This window comes from Vibrio furnissii CIP 102972 (genome assembly GCF_000176175.1).
In the GTDB taxonomy this organism is placed as follows: Bacteria; Pseudomonadota; Gammaproteobacteria; order Enterobacterales; family Vibrionaceae; genus Vibrio; species Vibrio furnissii.
Map to the genome: position 1 here is coordinate 1,065,821 of NZ_ACZP01000014.1, position 19,827 is coordinate 1,085,647.

The 19,827-nt window shown below is 42.9% G+C and carries 13 protein-coding genes and 1 pseudogene; 4 read left to right on the forward strand and 10 right to left on the reverse strand.

Annotation, left to right across the window (positions count from 1 at the left end):
• Positions 1–399 precede the first annotated feature (399 nt).
• From VFA_RS15020 to VFA_RS15030, 3 genes are all read right to left on the reverse strand, one after another.
• A complete protein-coding gene (locus VFA_RS15020) occupies positions 400–1,836 on the reverse strand; it encodes a glyceraldehyde-3-phosphate dehydrogenase (protein ID WP_038151892.1) in 1,437 nt (478 codons plus the stop codon).
• A 355-nt stretch (positions 1,837–2,191) separates the two neighbouring features.
• A complete protein-coding gene (locus tag VFA_RS15025) occupies positions 2,192–3,235 on the reverse strand; it encodes a porin family protein (RefSeq protein ID WP_004727706.1) in 1,044 nt (347 codons plus the stop codon).
• A complete protein-coding gene (locus tag VFA_RS15030) occupies positions 3,232–3,675 on the reverse strand; it encodes a hypothetical protein (protein WP_038151894.1) in 444 nt (147 codons plus the stop codon). Before VFA_RS15030 ends, VFA_RS15025 begins: the two co-directional genes overlap by 4 nt.
• Before the next feature lie 116 nt (positions 3,676–3,791).
• Here VFA_RS15030 and VFA_RS15035 point away from each other — a divergent pair, with 116 nt between their 5' ends.
• Positions 3,792–6,452: a hybrid sensor histidine kinase/response regulator gene (locus VFA_RS15035; protein WP_038151897.1), complete on the forward strand. Its 2,661-nt coding sequence runs from the start codon at positions 3,792–3,794 to the stop codon at positions 6,450–6,452.
• Here the strand turns inward: VFA_RS15035 and VFA_RS15040 are convergent.
• Together VFA_RS15040 and VFA_RS15045 are read right to left on the reverse strand one after the other, a co-directional pair.
• The gene (locus VFA_RS15040; RefSeq protein ID WP_004727709.1) at positions 6,430–8,244 is read right to left on the reverse strand and encodes a putative bifunctional diguanylate cyclase/phosphodiesterase; all 1,815 of its coding nucleotides are present in this window, start codon (positions 8,242–8,244) and stop codon (positions 6,430–6,432) included. The two genes, VFA_RS15035 and VFA_RS15040, sit on opposite strands and share 23 nt — an antisense overlap.
• Before the next feature lie 271 nt (positions 8,245–8,515).
• Positions 8,516–8,980 carry a dCMP deaminase family protein gene (locus VFA_RS15045; RefSeq protein ID WP_004727710.1) on the reverse strand — a complete coding sequence of 155 codons (465 nt, stop codon included), beginning with the start codon at positions 8,978–8,980 and terminating at the stop codon, positions 8,516–8,518.
• Positions 8,981–9,804: 824 nt separating this feature from the next.
• Between VFA_RS15045 and VFA_RS15050 the strand changes: the two genes are divergently transcribed.
• From VFA_RS15050 to VFA_RS15055, 3 genes and pseudogenes are all read left to right on the forward strand, one after another.
• Positions 9,805–10,449 (forward strand): exopolysaccharide biosynthesis protein, encoded by a 645-nt coding sequence (locus tag VFA_RS15050; RefSeq protein WP_081454455.1) that lies wholly within the window; start codon positions 9,805–9,807, stop codon positions 10,447–10,449.
• Positions 10,450–10,483: 34 nt separating this feature from the next.
• Positions 10,484–10,600, forward strand: a pseudogene (locus VFA_RS23245) (OsmC family protein); the annotation flags it as partial.
• 279 nt (positions 10,601–10,879) lie between these two features.
• Positions 10,880–13,036 (forward strand): AAA family ATPase, encoded by a 2,157-nt coding sequence (locus VFA_RS15055; RefSeq protein ID WP_004727713.1) that lies wholly within the window; start codon positions 10,880–10,882, stop codon positions 13,034–13,036.
• Positions 13,037–13,102: 66 nt separating this feature from the next.
• Here VFA_RS15055 and VFA_RS15060 read toward each other — a convergent pair whose 3' ends face one another.
• The 5 genes from VFA_RS15060 to VFA_RS15080 all read right to left on the reverse strand — a co-directional run bounded on the left by VFA_RS15060 (position 13,103) and on the right by VFA_RS15080 (position 19,762).
• Complete coding sequence (locus VFA_RS15060; protein ID WP_004727714.1) at positions 13,103–14,827, reverse strand: DUF262 domain-containing protein; 1,725 nt, start codon at positions 14,825–14,827, stop codon at positions 13,103–13,105.
• A 183-nt stretch (positions 14,828–15,010) separates the two neighbouring features.
• Positions 15,011–16,168 (reverse strand): DUF6035 family protein, encoded by a 1,158-nt coding sequence (locus tag VFA_RS15065; RefSeq protein ID WP_004727715.1) that lies wholly within the window; start codon positions 16,166–16,168, stop codon positions 15,011–15,013.
• Between the two features lie 647 nt (positions 16,169–16,815).
• Positions 16,816–18,705: an ATP-binding protein gene (locus tag VFA_RS15070; protein ID WP_004727716.1), complete on the reverse strand. Its 1,890-nt coding sequence runs from the start codon at positions 18,703–18,705 to the stop codon at positions 16,816–16,818.
• Positions 18,702–19,223 (reverse strand): ABC-three component system middle component 5, encoded by a 522-nt coding sequence (locus VFA_RS15075; protein ID WP_038151900.1) that lies wholly within the window; start codon positions 19,221–19,223, stop codon positions 18,702–18,704. Before VFA_RS15075 ends, VFA_RS15070 begins: the two co-directional genes overlap by 4 nt.
• The gene (locus VFA_RS15080; RefSeq protein ID WP_050780271.1) at positions 19,217–19,762 is read right to left on the reverse strand and encodes an ABC-three component system protein; all 546 of its coding nucleotides are present in this window, start codon (positions 19,760–19,762) and stop codon (positions 19,217–19,219) included. Before VFA_RS15080 ends, VFA_RS15075 begins: the two co-directional genes overlap by 7 nt.
• Positions 19,763–19,827 lie beyond the last annotated feature (65 nt).

The following is a 19,827-nucleotide window of genomic DNA, read 5'->3' on the forward strand; positions in this document are numbered from 1 at the left end:
AAGGGCAGCGGGTCAGGCCGGTTGGATGATGGGTCACCACCTTTGCGCGACTGCCGAATGAGGCGTTCCGAACGAGGGCTTCGTTATGATTGTATATCCTAACCCGAGGCTTGAGGAGTCGAGCCAGATTGTGGTCAATCTAGGGGATTAGAACAGTGGTGTTCAGTGTACCTAAATTTGACGCGTATGAATAAGATTCAACACGAATTTATTGTGTATCCAGAGGCAGAGAGTCGCAAGGGAGAGAAAAAGGGCCGCCCACATCAGGTTAGGGCGGCAAGCACGGGGGTGTGTATGCCGTCAGAAGGCGTGTGTCACGCGAGGTATCTGTCGTGAGCCGCCTTCTTCAGGATTGGTTGTTATTATGTTGTGGAGTTGAATATGTTTGTCTTGCGGTGATTAAGCCGCTGGGTACGTTTTGTAGCGTACGCCCATCATCTGTTCCATACAGTGAACCACTTGGCAGCTGTAGCCAAATTCGTTGTCGTACCAAACGTACAGGACGCAGCGATTGCCTTGCGCGATGGTGGCTGCGCCATCGACTACGCCGGCGTGGCGAGAGCCAACCAGATCGGTCGAGACAATTTCAGTGGATTCGGTATAGTCGATTTGCGCGGCCAGTTTTGAGTTCAGCGCCATCTCACGCAGGTAAGCGTTCAATTCTTCTTTATCGGTCTCTTTTTCAAGGTTCAGGTTCGCCACCGCCATGGAAACGTTGGGTGTCGGAACGCGAATCGAGTTACCAGTCAGTTTGCCAGCAAGTTCAGGCAGCGCTTTGGCAACCGCTTTTGCCGCACCGGTGGACGTCAATACCATGTTCAGAGACGCTGAACGGCCACGGCGATCGCCGCTATGGAAGTTGTCGATCAGGTTCTGGTCGTTGGTGAACGAGTGAACGGTTTCGATGTGGCCGGAGACCACGCCGTATTTGTCGTGCATTGCTTTTAGCACTGGCGTAATCGCGTTGGTGGTACAGCTGGCGGCAGAAATGATGGTGTCTTCTGGCTGAATGACCGACTCATTCACACCAAACACCACGTTTTTGATGTCGCCTTTGCCTGGCGCCGTCAACAGTACTTTTGCCGCGCCTTGCGAACCCAGGTGTTGGCCCAAGCCTTCAGAATCACGCCAAACGCCAGTGTTATCGACAACCAAGGCATTATGGATGCCGTACGCGGTGTAGTCGACGTCTGCTGGTGAGTTTGCGTAGATGAACTGAATGTAGTTACCGTTTGCAATCAGCGCTTTACGTTCTTCATCGATGATGATGCTGCCATTAAACTGACCGTGTACAGAGTCACGACGCAGCAGGCTAGCGCGTTTTTCGAGGTCACCTTTCTTACCACCGCGAACCACAATCGCACGTAGGCGCAGTGGGTAACCCGGACCGCTTTTTTCGATCAGCAAACGCGCCAACAGACGACCGATGCGGCCGAAACCGTACAGAACCACATCTTTTGGCTCATTCATGACATCGCCATTGAGTGCGCCTTGCAGCGCCGTGGCGAGAAAATCTTTCAGACCGTGCTCGTCATCATGCGATTGCCAGAATTGGTGTGCCATTTGACCGATATCAACACGACATGGCGACAGGTTCATCTCAGCAAGTTGTTGCACGATCGGCATGGTTTGTTCGAGGGAAAGCGGGGAGCCGGTGTAACGGCGAGCAATACGATGAGTTTTGATGATGTCGATGGTGTCAGCGTTGATCAGTGTTTTACCGAACAGGATCACTTCCACCCCTTTTTGACGATAAAGCTGACCGATGAGGGGAGACATGGATTCAGCAATCGTTTGGCTTGTTTGCCATTCTAGGAGATGTTTCTCTGGACTCATTTTTACTCGGGACCTTTCACGTTTCGTTGAGCTTTTTTGTCCATCGGTAGGGAGATGAACAACAGCGGTTTTGCCCGCAGTTTGGACTGCGTTTGGCATAGGGGGAGTTTGTTATTTTTATGTGGCCGGATTGTAATGGCTAACTGGTTATTCTGCTAGGAAAAATAATGACCAAATTTTTTGCTTTAATTTGGTGATAAACCAGTCAATACATGGGGTGGAGGCCGGTATTTTCACCGATTGACAAATGCAGATAGTCCGACTTATTTCGTGCTAATTTGGTTTCATATCTAGCTTATCGGTCTTGTTTGCATTATTTGTTTCACAAAAATGTAATATTCATCAAGTTACCCCCTTAAAAGGTAAACGAGATCGCCAAGGAAATAATGTGCGCTTGGGTTTCGATGCCGGTTGCTGGGTTTTGCGCTTTGGTGAAGTGGCCGCTCAACGCATTTTCTGTGCTATTGACCACTTGCCACTCTCCATTGAGCGCGACATTGGGCACAATGTTGTAGCGCAGCCCCACCAGATACGAGTCGTTGTCATACAGTTTTCGCCGTTGTCCGTATTGTAGATAAGGCTGCCATTTCCCAAATTGGCGTGCCAATCCCACGTACCAGTTTGAGTAGAGTTGATCGTCATAGATGTATTCAGCAAACAAGTGATAGGGACCGAGCGCATAGTTCATGCCCAGCGCCAACAAATCCATATCGTAATGCGAGACGTTGTAACCGCCAGTTTGCAGATCCGCTTCACTGGTGAGATACGCCAAACGGAACACGTTATCATCGCGATACCAGTCGACCGTCAAGCCGTAGGCCGCATCAGCATCCAGCGTGTATTGCATGTCGTAAATCTGGTAATCATTTTTACTCGGCAGCGCTGCAAAGGTCGATACCCGCAGTTGTGAGGTGTCGGTGAGCATGGTGTTCCACTCAAACGATGCGCCATCATAGTGGGTAATGCCCAGCAAACTGTCGTACACATCTTGGGGAGGCCGAATCCACGGGTAGGCGACCGAGACATAATAATATTCCGACATCATAAACACCGGCAGGCGCAAGCGACCGACTTTCGCGCTATAAGCGCCCCACGCCGATTCCAAATAGGCCCACTCGAGTTCGGGGCTGGAAAAATGATCTTGCGGGCGTTTGACGCCTTGCACCGACGCGCGCCAGCGATCATTGAGGATCCAATCTACTTGCAATCCCAGCGTGGTATCGCAATCAAAACACCCGTCGTCATCAATATCGCGATGCACAAAAATTGGCACGGATGTGTCAGATTTGGCGGCAGACACGTTGCCAAACCCGCTGACGCGCAGATGTTCCCCGACGTTGATTTGACTCATCGCCAGTGGAGAAAAAAGAATGAAGCCAATGAGAGACGTTGCGTTCATAGTGGTTCCTCACTATTGAAGACATAGATGACATGGACGGAGCCTGTCACCCAACTCGCGGGGATATAAGCGATGCCATTTTTATTGTGGGTGAGCCAAGCGATGACCTCTTGGATGTCGCTCTGTTTCGCCTCGAAAGGCGCTTTGCTGCGGCCAGAAAAAGTCTGCCGCGCCCAGATCGCTTGCATCTGCGCCGGGCTTTTACCCAGCAGGCCGTAATAAAACTGCTGACGCAGGGGGGAGTTCTGCGGCAGGTCGAGCAAGGAGATATTGATGTCGTCGATGTGGCTCAAGCGGCCGCGGTACAGCATCTTGACTTGGCTGGCTTTGAGGGGCGGCAGGTTGGGATTGAGCGTCACAATGGCGTACGACTCCGGGTACGCGGCGGTACTCCAGAACAGCACAAGGGATGTGATAACCAACCAGACTCGTTTCAGCAAAAACGGTTTTCCTTCACCTAACTGACTCAACTTTCTTGAAATTATGGGCGCAAACGGCACAAACACTGTCTACTCTTTAACCATAGGCTAGGTCTCTTCACATTCAAGGTTAAGGAATGCGCACTGTTTCTCGTTTCTCAATAAAAGCTCGACTGATGCTGCTGTGTCTCATGCCGATGCTGGTGATTGGTTGGGGAACTTGGAATCTGTTCAGCCAATTCCAAACGCAATTGGTCGCTTACCGTGTGATCACCAAAAAAATCGATGCGTTGAATCATCTGACGAACGCGACCCATCTGGCGTACGACATGCTGATCGGGCGCATTCATCAAAACGACGTTCAGCGCTTGCGGATTGCTCTCGACAACGAATTGACCCTCGTTGGCGCTAACATCGATGATCAAAATCTCATGCGCGTGTCCGGGAATTCTGCCTCATTAAGTAGCAGCAACGTCGCAGAGCTAAAAAGCCTCGCCAGCGAAATTGCTTCGGCGACGGTGGCCGAGACCCACGAATACGGCACCTGGACGTTCGATTTAATCTACGAATTGCTGACCGACATTCAAAAGCGCAGCAACCATGAAGCGCCCACCGACATTCATACTTTGGATGTGGTGTATGACGATTTGAGTTGGTTTTTGTACTGGATGCAGCGTGAGGCGTGGTTTATCCGCGATTTATCTCAGACGGACACGCTGACGCCTCAGCAGCTCGGTCAGTATTTCCAAATTGCGGAGCGTGAACAGCAACACCTTGAACGCTTTATTGATACGGGTGCCAGTTCGGTTCAGTTGGATCAGATCGTTAAGCTATTCGCGCAACAAGATTTTCGCCAAGGCGCCATTCTGCGCGACAAGATCCTGCGCCAAGAAGTGACGCCCAGTGAGTTGAGCGGATATGTGCAGACGCTGGAGAATCGCCAAGCGGCGGTGCAGAAGCTGTTTTTGGGCTTTTCCGAACATCTGTCGCAGCAAATTGATCAACAGGTTCGTCAGGAAAGTCAGCGGATCGCCGTGATCAGCGCTGTGGTGGCGGTGGTGTTTGTGCTGCTATTGGTGCTGGGCCTTGGGACGTTTTATCGCATTTCATCCAAGCTCAATCGGATCCTCGCCACCATGGGGCAGCTACGGGACAAGCGCGATAGCGTGAAGCAGATCGCCATTGATGGGAACGATGAGTTCTCCGATTTCGTCGGTAGCCTCAACCACATTATTTTGGAACTCAAAGCGCATGAAGAGCGTTTGATTCACGCCAAAGAAGAAGCGATTGCCGCCAACCGGGCCAAGAGTTCGTTTCTGGCCAATATGTCTCATGAAATTCGCACACCGCTCAACGGCATCATTGGCATGACTGAAATTTTGGCCTCTTCCGGATTAAACGTGAACCAGCAGGACATTTTAGATGACATTGATACTTCATCCCAATCGCTGCTGATACTGCTCAATGACATTCTCGATCTGTCCAAGATTGAGGCGGGCAGCCTGACGTTAAATCCCAATGCGTTCAATTTTGCTGAAATGGTGTACGACACCGTGAATTTGGTGAATGTGAAAGCGATCAGCCAGCACATCGAGTTGGCGATTCAGCTGGACCCTGAGCTGCCGGTGATGGTGGTGGCGGATGAGTATCGGGTGAAACAGATCCTGATGAATCTGCTCTCCAATGCAGTGAAGTTTACCCAAGACGGGTATGTGAATGTGGAAGTGAATTATGTCAGTCAAGACACGCCGCTGATTCGCTGTAGCGTCACCGACACCGGGAAAGGCATCGACAAAGACAAGCTGAGCACCATTTTTGACCCCTTTACTCAGGAAGATGGCAGCATTACCCGCCGCTTTGGTGGCACGGGGTTAGGGCTGGCGATTTGCCGCCAGTTATTGGAGTTGATGGATGGCTCGATTCAAGTGCACTCCACCAAAGATTTGGGGAGCCAATTTGAATTCACGATTCCCGTGACGCTGCCACTCGAGCAGCCAACGCCGCAACCGCTGAATCAAACCACGCTGTTTATCTCCAATAATTCCAATTACTCCGCAGCCATTCGCCGAGAGTGCACGCGTTTGGGATTGGCCGTGGTGGAAGCATCGACCATTGCTCATATTGAGGACGCTGCAGTGACTGCGGTGGTGAATGTGCTTTATTGCCACAGTTTGACCCACGGCAAGTTATCCGATATCGATGATTTAAAGCAGCGCTTCCCGCACGCTCGGCTCATTATGTTGCAACACCATTTGTTCACCAACAAAGCCGTCGCAGATGCCATTCATGGTCGCATTACGTTGCCATTTTTGGGCCTGAGATTTGAAAAGCTGTTGCGCGAATCGTCGCCAAGTGCGCAGCTTTCGCCCGTGCAGGATGCTCGCCACTCTCGGCCAGCGCAAGAAGAAGAGGAAGCGACAAATCCCCGTATTTTGATTGTCGAGGACAACTTGATGAATCAAAAAATCGCGACCTTCTTTTTAGAAAAAGCCGGGTTAGCGTACGTGATTGTCAGTAACGGTCAGGAAGCGGTGGACATTGTGACCCAAGGTGGCCAGTTTTCTGCGGTGCTGATGGATTGCATGATGCCGGTGATGGATGGCTTTACAGCGACACGTAAAATTCGCGAATGGGAGTCGGCGCAGGGGCTGAAAAACATTCCCATTATTGCGCTGACTGCCAGTGTGTTGGATGAAGACATTGCCCACTGTTTTGAAGCGGGCATGGACGCTTATTTGCCGAAGCCGTATAAATCGAAGCAGTTGTTTGACATCTTTACTGAGCTAGAAGTCGCGTAGGTTCGGGGTAATCCATCTGCTCGATGCGTTCAATAAACGCTTTGGCAGGCAGGGGTTTCGAATAGTAATACCCTTGGTACTCGTCGCAGCCTTCAATGGCCAACAAATGCAGTTGATTGTGGTTATTCACCCCTTCTGCCGTCACCACTTTTCCCATATTGTGCCCAAGCTGAATAATGGTACGCACCAGCATGTGATCGTCATGGTTGTTGACGCAATTGTCGACGAATGACTTGTCAATTTTCAAGACGTCAATCGGAAGCTGGCTGAGGTAGTTCAGTGAAGAATAAGCCACGCCGAAATCATCAATCGCAATGCGAATTCCAAGGGTGCGCAAGTCCTGACAAGTTTCACTCACGTTCTGTGGTTGCTGCATCAATGTGGTTTCGGTGATCTCCAGTTGCAATAATTTCGGATCCAGATGCGTTTCTCGCAGCGCTTTGGTCACCACATTAAAGATATCGTCGTAGAGAAACTGCACGGTGGAAACATTCACCGCGATGCAGATGTTGTGTCCGGTGATCTGCCACGCTTTGGCTTGCTTGCAAGCTGTCTCTATCACCCAGCGGCCAATCGGAATGATCTGTTGGCTTTTCTCGGCCAAGCCGACAAATTCCTCGGGCGAGATTAATCCTAAATCGGGATGGTGCCAGCGAATCAGCGCTTCGGCGCTGTGTACTTCGCCAGTTTTAATGTCGACTTTGGGTTGGTAGTTCAGGGTTAACTGCTGTTTTTCAATCGCATTGCTGAGTTCGCGTTCCAACTGATAGTTGCGAATGGTTTCACCAATCAGCTCTTCGTCGAAATGTTGAATGATGTTGTTGCCTTTTTGTTTGGCGCGCAGCACGGCAATATCAACGTTACGACACCAAATATCGCTGTCGTGCATCGCATCTTCAAACAGTGCAATCCCGATGCTCATCGTCATGTGATAGCTGCGGTTGTCGAGCTTAAAGCCTTGGCTGCATGCATCCAAAATGTAATGCGCCACCTGGTCCGCGTAGAAACGAATGTCGTATTGGTCTTTCAAAATAATTGCGAACTCATCACCGCTCATGCGGTACAAGTCCACCCGTGAAAAATCGAGTCCTTTCAGGCGTTTAGCCAGTTCAAACAGCAGCTTATCTCCTTGCTGGTGGCCCAAGCTGTCGTTGATCAATTTGAAATCGTCGATATCCAGTTGCAGCAGGGCGTAGTGTGTCTCGGTGTCACGCTGACGTTCAAGTGCTTTGGTGTCACGGGTAAACGCTTTGCGGTTTGCCAGTTTGGTGAGAAAGTCGGTGTAGCTGTCGCGGCGATAGCGCTCCAGTTGACGCTGCAATTTCTGTTTGTAATAGACGCCGACGGTCGCAAAAAAGGCAATGGCCGCCAGCTCGACGGCATCTTCTGTAAATTGATAAAACGGCGGCGTGCCGATTTTCTGATATTGCAGGTAGCTCCCAATCAGCAAAATGGCAGACACAAATGGCCACAGTGAGCCAGGAAACAGCACCAAATAGGTCAATGGAATCAGAAGAAATGACTCTTCTATGGCGTCGAGTGTGAGTGGCTCAAAATAGCTGCCCACTAAAATGACCGCAATAGACCCCATCGCCGCCAATCGTTTCGTCCAACGATGACGGCTGATCAGCGCGATCAACATCAAGGCCGGGTAGGCATAGTAATATTGCACCGCAGTGTGATGCTCGGTGAGCAAGGTGTAGCTAATGACGGAAACGGAGAGCAGATACAACAACGTAATAACGAAACGCGTACCTAATCCCGAACCTGACTGAATTGACGTCGATGCCATATGGATCCCGTGTGAGTCGCGTTTACGCCGCAAATGAAACCATGTGCAGCAATGATTTTGGATTATGTTTGGAATTGTAGTCCTAGTTCTGTAGGGGCAAAGCCGACTCAAGTCAAAAGCCATCGCTTTATGGACAAAGTTGTGAGGCATTCTCACTAAAGAGACGTATTTAAAAATTCGTTAACTTTTGATGTAGTTCAAAAGGTTGAAAAATGAGCGTTTTTAGGCGGGATCATGCGCAGTAAAAAGCCCTCCGAATGGAGGGCTGATATTATTTATGGATTTCACTGATGGGTTGAAGCTCGTGAACGGGCAGCCAGTTCACCTTCACGCCCGCTTGCAGGAACATATCCTGACTCACTTTAATTTTGTCTCCCCAGCGAGACAAAAAGTCTGCCGATTGCTCTGGGCAATGCACCGCAGAAATACCAGTTTGAATGATCTTGGCTGCGCAGTTGGGACAAGGGAAATGAGTGACGTAGATTTCACAGCCATCTAGATCGCGCTTGGCAAACAAGATGGCGTTCTCTTCCGCATGCAAGGTTTTGAGATATTTCATATCACGATCGTCGGTGTTGGCACTATCGGAAATGCCATGTGGGTAGCCATTAAAGCCGACGGAGACGATACGGTTCTGTTTGGTAATCACGGCCCCAACTTGCGTGGAAGGGTCTTTACTCCACGAGCCAACAAGTTCTGCCATTTGGTAAAAGCGTTGTGCCCATTTAGAAATCATAGGATGGTTTCCTCAACAGAGTTAGCGGTCTATTTTGCCGATTGTGTGATCAAGATTGCTCCTAATATCCTTAATTTACCAAGGTGAGTCTAGGAAAATCTGGGCTTTATCCGCCAATGGAACCCAACTGCTTCCTGATTGCTCGGATTGGGGTGAGATCTGCATCAAACTTTGTGGACTGGGTGTATTTTAGCAATAGGGAATATTTGAGATTCGCTTTGTGAGATATTTCTTACGCGTGTTGTAAGATATTGTCCATTTTGAGTGAAGAGAAAAACGAGTTTGTTTTATTAACCTATTGAAATATATCAATATGATAAAATTTCGCCCACTTTCTTGCTCAGTTGGATGTTGTGAGCCGCTTGCTGAAAATCTCCGATGTCGTAATCTCAAGTTGTCAGCAGGAAGCAGACACGGAACAGGAAAGACCCAAGGACAGGTCATCTTCAGGACGAAGATTCGATGATTCAGGATGAATGATCGGCATGGAAAGCGAAGGACATTAGCTGGAAGCTTGGTAACTAGGATGGTTACAACGGATGGTTAATGGACAACTTAAAGGAATAAGGCGTGAATCTGTCAGGATGACGGATAAGGGACACCGCTAGGAAGGCGATGAAACGGAATGCGCTGAAGGATACAGCAGACTATCAAGGAATAGATGCAGGGAGCACCTATTAGTAGCCGGATTGCTGCGAGTAAGAACTGAACCCCACTAAGCGAAAGCTTAGTGGGGTTTTCTTTTATCTGCGCTGACATAACGTGTGGTTCCTTGTGGCACGTTGTCGTCATGACAATAATCTCGATTGCGTGAGGCGAGAAGGATGAATGATAATGTGCCCATCCGCCTGACGGCGTCAGGCCAACCGAATAATGAGAGCGAACACGACGTGGAGAAAACCTCTGAGTTCTTGCTGAAATCCCTAAAAGATCACCCTGAACCTTACCTGTCGATTGGCACTTTACTGGAGTTGCTGAAACGACGTTCTTACGGGGCACTGCTGATCATGCTCAGCTTGGCTGGGTTGATTCCGGGCATCTCTTTTTTTGCCGGGTTTGCGATTTTCCTATTGGGGTTGCAGCTTGCTTTGGGGCTACAAGCGCCGCGTTTGCCGCGTCTCATTCAAAAGCGCAAACTGCATCGCCAGAAAACCATTCGCTTCATTGAAGAGTTATTGCCGTGGTTTGAACGTGTGGAACACTACATCAAACCGCGTTGGGCGCCGCTTTCCAATGCGTTGGCGCGCCGCGTGATTGGTCTCATCATCTGCGTGCTGGCGGCGGTCGCTGTACTGCCACTGCCGTTTGTGAACTTTCCACCGAACATTGCCATTATCTTTTTTGCGCTCGGCATCATTGAGCGCGATGGTCTGTTTTTGGTCATCGGTAGCGCGATCAGCGTCCTTGCGTTGTGGGTTGGCTATCTTCTGGTGCGTATAGCGATGAACTCGCTGATGCTGGTATTATGACGCCACAATCTTCTGGTTAAGATGAGTAGTAAAAATGGAAGCACAAGTTAAGTGGGTCGAAGCGTTTAAATTTATCGGACAATCTCAATCGGGTCATTCCATCGTGATGGATGGCAGCGGCGGCGCAACAGCGCCAAGTCCGATGGAAATTGGCGGGTAGAGCTGGAATTTAACATTTTAGATACATTTTCCCCTGCATTTCTATCTACCCTTGCTCCTTCTTAAGTTAAACCCTATCAACATTCCAAGTTGTTTCAGATTAATTTTGAAACTTAATCTGTGGTTGAAATTGTGTTCTCTAACAAAGTAAAGAATATCAACTACGTATATAGTGGGAATTTGGTTGAAAGTGCCTTAATTTTCCAATGATTTAGGTTATTTCAAATCAATATAACTAATAAATTCAATTCCCAGTTGGTATAGGCAGAATATGATTACACAAATAAACCTTAGTGATGTAGCAAGTTATCGAAACACAACATCGCTCAATACAGACAAGAAAGTGAACATAATCTATGGCTTAAACGGGGCGGGGAAAAGTACTTTCTCTAACTACTTTTACCAACCATGTGACGGGAAATACCATAAATGTTCGCATACTGATGATGGTTCAAAAATTCTTGTTTATAATCAGAAGTTTATTAAAGATGTCTTTTATGACAAAGACTTAATAAATGGCATTTTTAGCCTTTCAAGCGAAAACAAAAAAGCAAAAGAAAGAGTAGAGCAGTTTGGGATTCAGATCGAGCAACTAAATGAAAAGAGTACTGGTTTCCAGACTGAAATCGATAAGGAAAACGAGTCCTTAAAAAAGGCAAAAGATACTGCTGAAACTAATGCGTGGGAGATAAAGAAGAACTACTCAGGTGGGGATCGTGTTCTGGAATTTTGCCTTGAACGGTTAATGGGTAAAAAAGAAACATTATTCAATCACCTTGTATCAGTTCCTTTACCTGCCATTAAGCCAACAAAAACGATTGAAATGCTCAAAGAGGAAGTTGCGGCAATTGAGGGGGATAAAGCTACCACTTATTCAATCTTGCCTAAAATCACATTGTCTGAACTTTCAACAGAAGAATTGATACTACTCAAAGAGATAGTAATAGGTAATGAAGATAGTCCGATTTCAAAATTGATTAATCAGTTAAAAAATTCCGATTGGGTTAGTAGTGGTTTGCAATACCTTGCCGAGATTGAGGATGATACTTGTCCATTCTGTCAATCGAAAACTATTACACCTGAATTAATCAATCAGATACAAAACTACTTTGATGAATCATATGAAGAAAGTAAGACTAAAATCGAAGAGATAGTTACAAAATATAAAGGGATCGTTGAGTCACTAACTTCTTTTGATAACTACAAAACCTCTCCGTTCTGTGCAGATTCCCTTGCAGAGATGACCGAGATATATGGGCTAATTTCTGGTGCGTTAAATGCAAACTTGCAAAAGATTGAGCAAAAAAAACAGACTCTAAGTTTGCAAATTGAGTTAGAAGAGTTTGTCGAGCACATCGAAAAATTCAATGAACTTGTGGACACAGTAAATGACAACATAGTCATTCATAACAAAAAAGTTAATAACTCTGAAGCTGAGAAGGGCAAAATCAAGAAGCAATTTTGGCAAATTGTACGATGGGAATACGATCAGACTATCAAAGCGTATGAGTTAGCTCAAAAAGATAGTAATGACAAAACAACTACGCTGAAAGCTGACAAGGATAAGGTCGATACTGAGGTAGTTAAACTTGAAGCACAAAGAAAACAGCAACAGAAACAAACAGTCAATATCGAAGAATCTATTGTAAATATCAATAAAGGGCTTGTAGATATCGGTATTACCGATTTTTATATCGAGAAGTATGAAGAAGACCTGTATCGAATTGTAAGGACTGGTTCTAATGCTCCAATCTTTTCATCACTTTCAGAGGGTGAGAAGATGATCATTAGTTTTCTGTACTTTCGTGAGTTGTTCAAGGGTAAGCAAACTGCAGACGAAGGTAATGTGAAAAAAATTGCTGTGATTGATGACCCAGTGTCAAGCTTGTCTCACATTTATGTTTATAACATTGGTCAACTTATCAAGAACGATTTCTTTAATGCTACAAACGTTGAACAAGTATTTGTACTTACGCACAGCCTATACTTTTTCTATGAGCTTGTGGATTCAAAGCATGATAGAAGAGCAGAAACTCAATTACTTTTCAGATTGTCGAAGAACACGAAAGGCACAAGAATTGAATCGATGAAGTATGAAGAAGTTCAGAATGATTATCAGTCATACTGGTCTGTCATTAATGATGAGCATCAACCGCCAGCATTGATCGCTAACTGTATGCGAAATGTTATAGAGTATTTTTTCAACTTTGTTCAAAAAACAGATCTTAGTAATGTTGTTCAACATAAAAAACTAAAAGAAGTTAGATATCAAGCTTTTATACGTTATATCAACCGTGAGTCTCATTCCCTTGGACAGAACATAATTGACTTTAAGGAGTTCGATTATGCTGCATTTAAAGATGGATTGAGGTTAATATTTGAAGAGATGGGTTATCGAGAACACTATAAGAAAATGTCAAAGATATAGGAACTTTTAAAAGCCACTCTACTGAGTGGCCTTATGTTTATAAATAACCTAAGTACAAGGTTATTATCAAATTAGTAAGTCTTTGAGTTTTGAGGTTAAAATTGCTGAACGTAGTTCAATAAACTGATCATAGTTTTGAAGGCTAAGATCAGTGTCAGGAATGTGATGAGAAAACAAAAACTGTTCCTTTGTGATACCTGTTTTTTCTATCTCACTTTGCACCCATGCTTCGAGCGATTTGTCATTTTTGGACATATTCTCATTTGCATCTAACATTTGTAGGTTTCTCAAAGAGTTGTAAGTGTACCATCCATATTGATCTTTACTTTCTTGGCTTAACGAATCGAAGCTCGACTCTGGATGTAGATGATCTTTATGAAAATTGTTGTTTTTATAATCAAGGTTTGGATACAGCAGAGCTAATAGGGAAAATGCGTACTGATTGCTGTACTGAGTGTTCAGTAGCTCTTCAATAAACTCATCACTAATGCCAGTATCTTTTTTAATTTCTCTATTTATCGCATCAACTGGGAAAAGAGTTAGATCTTCTTTTATAGGGTTGGAAGTTACATCAGAAGTAAATGCTTTACGAATCTGATTCAGTACAGAGTCTGATGTTCCACCAAAGAGACGCTTAACCAATGCAGTGTGCAACCACTTCTCAATAACTTTACGATCTTCTGCGTAGCAAGATTTAGTCACAAAGTTGTTTATTATCTTTCTGTGATAAATATAATAAACTATTGGAATTACAGCATTTTTTGATGTTAATGTAGCATCGGTGAATCCAAAGGATTTGATAAGGTCGAACGTTGTTAAAATTGTGTCTCTGATATCATCCCACTCGTTTTCAAAGTCTGATGCATTTGATTTTGAAAAATTTGTGACTTTGAACTTGATATCTTTACTGTGTAGGAAAAGAAAGCTTTTTAGTACGAGATCTTTTGAAATATAGAAGCCTTTATCTCTTATAGTATCTACTAAGCTATGAATTTCCTTTCGAGCATTTTTGGTTTCCCAGTTAGCAACAGCAATAGACATGATTAAATCGGAGAAATTTAAAGGTTCACCACCACTATTTATCCTGATAAAAATATTTAATGCTTTGTCTATATCTTGTTCTTTTTCGAGGAAAAAGTTCACAATCCTTTGTGAGTGAATGACATTTTTTAATCTCGATAATGAACGATATGAAAACTCATTGTTTTTGTATCCGTTTTCATCTAAATGCTGATTAAACTCAAAATCGTCACTGAGTCCGTAGATATCTGATACCTTAAACCAGCTTGAAGATGACTTCTCAACATCACTTTCCGTTAAAAACTTAAACTCATAAACTCTTCCATCTTCTTCGTTTTGAAGTGGTTTAGTTAAGTTCAGGTACAGGTGACGAGTAGGGTAAACACGCTCACTATTTTCTTCTTTTAGTCGAGGAGTACGATAAGCGTAGCTACCTCTTAATCCAATATACAGTGAAGTTAAACGTTGTTGGCCATCTAAAACAGCGTGAAAATCATTGTGACCTGCCGTATTTACCTCTTCATTATGAGTTTGATATCTCTGTCTAAAATTACGTATGAATCTGTAAAATTTGAACTTTTCCTTGGTTTCACCTTCGACTCTCCAAAAAAGGAACGAGCTAATAGGATAATTCCTCATGATTGAATCAAAAAGCCATTCAATTTTGTCGTGTTTCCATTCAAATTCACGCTGTATAGAAGGTAAAAGGTATTTCTGTTTTTCAATATTTTCGATAGCTTCGGCGATGGTGATAGGGGCTTCGAAAGACATGCTTTGTCCTTATTTCTGATTGTTCTATTGTCGCAACATGAACGCCACAACGATTGTTCTTAGAATGTATATGAATACAACATCTTCATACTAAAAATACACGGAATCAATGAAATGCAAAATTTGTAGGTAGGTTTGAGTGTGTATAGTTTTGGGAATCATAATTATATTAAAACTTTGAATTTATATCAGCTCATGACCACATCGTCCACAAACAGTAAGCCTACCAACTTTCTTCGGTTTTCCTATGTTCATGCATTTTCTGCATATCAAGGTTCCACCCAATGATTTGGCAGAAGAGGGGATTTGGGAAAGATGTTTACTTCTATGAGCCTTCTCTTTGTAATGATTTGGAGTCTGAAAGTGAGAGTATGATCGTGCAAGTTTATCCAGCCGATTCTGTTCTTCTCGTTCTTGTCTCAGTGCTTCTTGTTTAACTCTCTCTCTTTCTTCTTGTTCGAGTTGTTGCCTACGCTTTTCGTCGTTTATATGGTTAATGACTTCTGCTCTAAGAGCATCAGTATCGACAAAATATGTTTTCTTATTTAACTCATCAAAATTGAGCATTGAGAAATCAACGAGTTCATGAACCCACTTATGAGCAATGTTTAAGTCTTCGGTCATAAATGGTTGACGGTAATAGCATTTTAAAACAAGTTTTTTGTTCAAATCTGATTCATGCTTTGCTTCGTTATCCAATACAAAAACATTGGCTTTGTTGGCATAAGCAATATCAAGAGTCGTAAACTTCTCTGCGTCAAAGTCAAGGAACACCCACGTAATATAGGCATCATTTTCTTTGTAAAACTGCTCACGGCTAATAATGACATCGAGAAAGGTTGTTGATACTTGAAGCTCAAAAACCACCTCACGAGAGTCTTTGGATAACATTGCTGAGATATCAGGTCTACGCCAGCGTTTGGCTATACCAGTTGGATGTTTTTCTCTGAACGTCTTTTCAACATGAATATCATTGTGAAACAGACTATCCGCTCTAAGGTATTGGGCTATAGTTTCTTTCCCTTCCCTATGAAGCCGACCTTCCTTTTGACCGTTATACTTCATAGCAAGGATTTCCTCTGCTGTGAGATTGGTTGTGGTCTTTACGGGACAGTCTTCAGAATCTTTTACATGAGCAAAGTATTTGGTTCTTTGTGGTGTGCCTTTAAGTAGCACTGGTTGGAAGTAAGTACTGCAGAGAGCGATTGGAGAAGTCTTACGGTTCTTTGCAATTTTTGTTCTTAATTCAAAAAGTACTTTTTCATCTGAATTATCTAAGAACTCATTTGTATCAATAACTTCGTTTTCTTCTGTCATGAAAACATAAGTCATGTTTCTCATACTCAACAACTCCAAAGACTTTGATTGCAAGTTATTATGCAATAAATAGATACTGTCTAAATGAACATGAGTGGATTTTGTGATGTATCACAACATAGTAATAAATTTTCGTTGCCCTGTTATCTTCCAAGTTTGTTGAAAAGGTGCAGAATGTAAATGTCTTATTGGTTTATAACGAGACCAGTAAAGGAGTAGTTCAGTGCGTAAGGTGCAATACTACATCCCTATATTTTTTATAATCAATGGCAAGAAGATATGTTATCTGATTGAATATCATAGGTGTGTAGAGCTTCGTTCATTATCGAAAAATAATAGAAATTAGCCATCTCTGGTTAATTTAAAGAAGTCATGAATTTGCTTCTAATGTTAAAATGATAACTATCATTATGTGTTGTAGGTTCAGGCAAGATGAAAGCAGAAGTAACGTGGATTGAAGATCTAAAATTCGTTGGTAAAGTTGATAAAAACGAGAAATTATCTTTGGCGCAGGCGATAGTACAATTGTTTCATCAATGGAGATCGTTACTCTTTAGTAATTTAACATAGGCTTGTTAATGTTGTATTTCAAAAAGTGATTGCAGTTACAGTAAGATCATCGTTTATCTAATCGTGCTACTCAGATTTTTCTAAGTAGCACTCTACCGTAATCAGAACTCAAGCGTATGACAGCCTTTTTCATAAAAAGGACCTACACACATTGTTGTACCTTCTAATTCGCTGGCGATCATAGAAGTGGTATATATCAACTGGAAGTCATTTTTGATGGTATTACATACCTCGACCATTTGGCGTTGAAAGTTCTGACTTCGCTCAACAACCATTCCTTTATCCTCTATATTATCCATGAGGATTAGGTTAGGAAAGCGAGAGTAAGAATCATCGGCAGATTGAGAGAATATGGAGAATCTTATACTGTTCTTCAGCACTACCATTGAACTTGCAGAAAATTTGTTTCTTCCATTCACATACATTTTGTCTTTAGAAAAATCAAAAACGATGTCATCTGGATCATCAAAAGCACCTTCGTAGCCACCGTCAGCTTTTAGTAACTCTTTGGCCTTTGATTCAATACCCTCATAAACAGAGACATATCTTTGCTCTTGCCGAGCCGATATCGTATCTAATTTTTCTTGAAGCTCATTGATCTTATTCTGTGCTAATACTTTTTTACGTTGTAGGTTATCTACATTAGATACTTGTTCTCGCTTCTCTTCTAATGAAATGACTTGGCTTTGTTTAAAGCCTATTTCGGTTGATATTTTAAGGAGTTCAGCCTCTTTTTCATCAGTTGATGAGTTTATTTCTTTTAACTCTGATTTTAGTGCATTTAGTTCTTGTTTTATTAAAGGAGTTTGAGAGTCAATTGTTAATAAATCATCCTCAAAGCTTTTAATTAACTTTTTACTTTCACTGATTTGAAAGTTGAGTTCATTAAGTAGTTGTGAATATGCAAAGTCTTTTTCTGAATTATGTTTTGGTGATTTGCAAAGACCACAATTATCACTACCTGCACTTTCCAATGGTTCAAGACAGGAAGGACAGTATTTAAAAGTGATAGTACCAAGGGAGTTATATGTTACCTGAGACTCGCCAAGAGCCGATTTACGTTGTTCCAATGAACGAAGGAATAGCGTTGTTTCATTAAGCTCTACTTGTGTTTCCAATCTATTAGCTGAATATTTACTCAATTTATTCGATAGTTCTTCAATTTTAGATACAAGCTCTCTAATTCGTTTGGATGTGTCTATCGAAACCTCGGCTGATGGTGTGCTCTTTATTTCTAAGCGTTTATTTTCTAAATCGACAATGTTTTGTTTTACCGCTTCAATATCGTTATTTAGCGACGATAAGTTAACTAAGTTCTCTTTATGACCAAACATTCTATAAATGGAATTTAGCTCGGCATTGAATTTTTCAAATTCTCTGTTTGCTTCAATTAATTCCTGTCTTAAGTTATATGCGTCAAGAGTATCAATGCCTAAAAGATATTCACCAATAGCTCTTCGAATCGTCAAATTGTCAAACTTAGTGTCTTCTTTTAAAAGCTTTTGTGGAGCAGAAAGTTGGTCAACGTAGATTAATCGAAGAATCTGATGCATCGTTAAATTTTTACTGTCATCAGTTTGATGGCGAGGCATATTTAACAATTCAAACATGTGCTGAGAGAAGCTATGTGTGTCGCCGCTTCTACGCATTCCGTATCTGGTCCAACGTTCATGGTCTTTAAGAGCAGATGTCATTTCTCCATCAAAGAACAGTACCTTTTCTTGACCTGTAGGGGTTATATCTCTTTTTAAGGTCACAATATGACCATTAACAGTTACTTCCAGTGCAACCCAATCACATTGTATTTGATGTTCAGTCCATTCTGTAATTTCAGCGCCAAGTCCATAATTGAGCAAATCCATAATCGTAGATTTACCTGTGCCATTTTTCCCTCTAATAATATTGACGCCAAGGTGAAACTTTTGATCGTAGACAATTTTCCCAGAACCATGTACCACTAATCTATTTATAAATAGCTTTGATAAACTCATGATTTCTCCAAATCATATCTAAATTCCATAAGTCCTGAACGAGCTTTCAATCCTTTTTTTCCATTGAATGAAATATCAGGAAGGTGATTTATTATGGCCTTGAACCAACATTCATCGGACAACTTTGAATTGTTAATTGAATCTTTTAAGGATTTTGGTATGTTTGCGCTATTAATCTTTAACTGACCATCTGTGAAAGATTTTTTATCCAGTAACCCTTTTGCGATCAGGTTTTGAATACAAATTGACTGGAAGTTTTCCAACTCAAACATTACTCTCTTTGTGTTTTTTATCGCTTCAAAAGGTTCTTTGATTTTATTGAAAGCTTCTCGATATGAACGTAATTCATTGGGTAATGGTTTTATCATCTTTAATAGGTGAGGGAAAAGTGTATAAAAATCCATGACACGATATGTTTCGATGTTGATTGAGTCTTTCTCGGATAATTCCAATATTAATATTAATATTAATCGATATAAACAGTGGTTTATATCTTGAGCTGGATGATACATTAACATTGCTTGCTCCACTGAATATGACACTTTCCAGTCAGGAAGTAGAGCATACCATTAACTAAATCGGTTGTTATTAGCGTATCATATCTCACAATTGCTTTGTGTATTGGTTCTACCAATTCATCAAATATAGTCTGATCTATTTGGTGTGTAGCAGCGTTGTTCTCTATTAATGGAGCTATTTTTGAGTGCCAAATAGTGCTAATAGCAGAAAGAATTTGTATGTAAACGTGTTGTTCGGATAAAGACATCTGATTTTTAGCAACTCTCCGTTCGAAGCGACTTTTGAGTAGAACAGCGCGGTCTTTTAATTCTTTCCGTCCGCCATTATCAAGTTTCTTCTCAAGACCGATAACTTCACGAGAAGGAAAATCCGTGATGTAATCAGCTAAATCCTCAATAATTGCAACAGATTCAGTACAATCGCCCAAGTTAGTTTTGATTTGTTCAATAGCTTGCTCCAACGATGTAAGTTGAACAAAAATATTATTGCCATTGTGTTGAGCTTCATTTTCATAAGTGACACTAATCGATTGAGCCATAATTAGAACTTATTGTCTCCGTTGTGATTAGCATTGTCTCTGTATGTGACAATTACCTCTTTCTT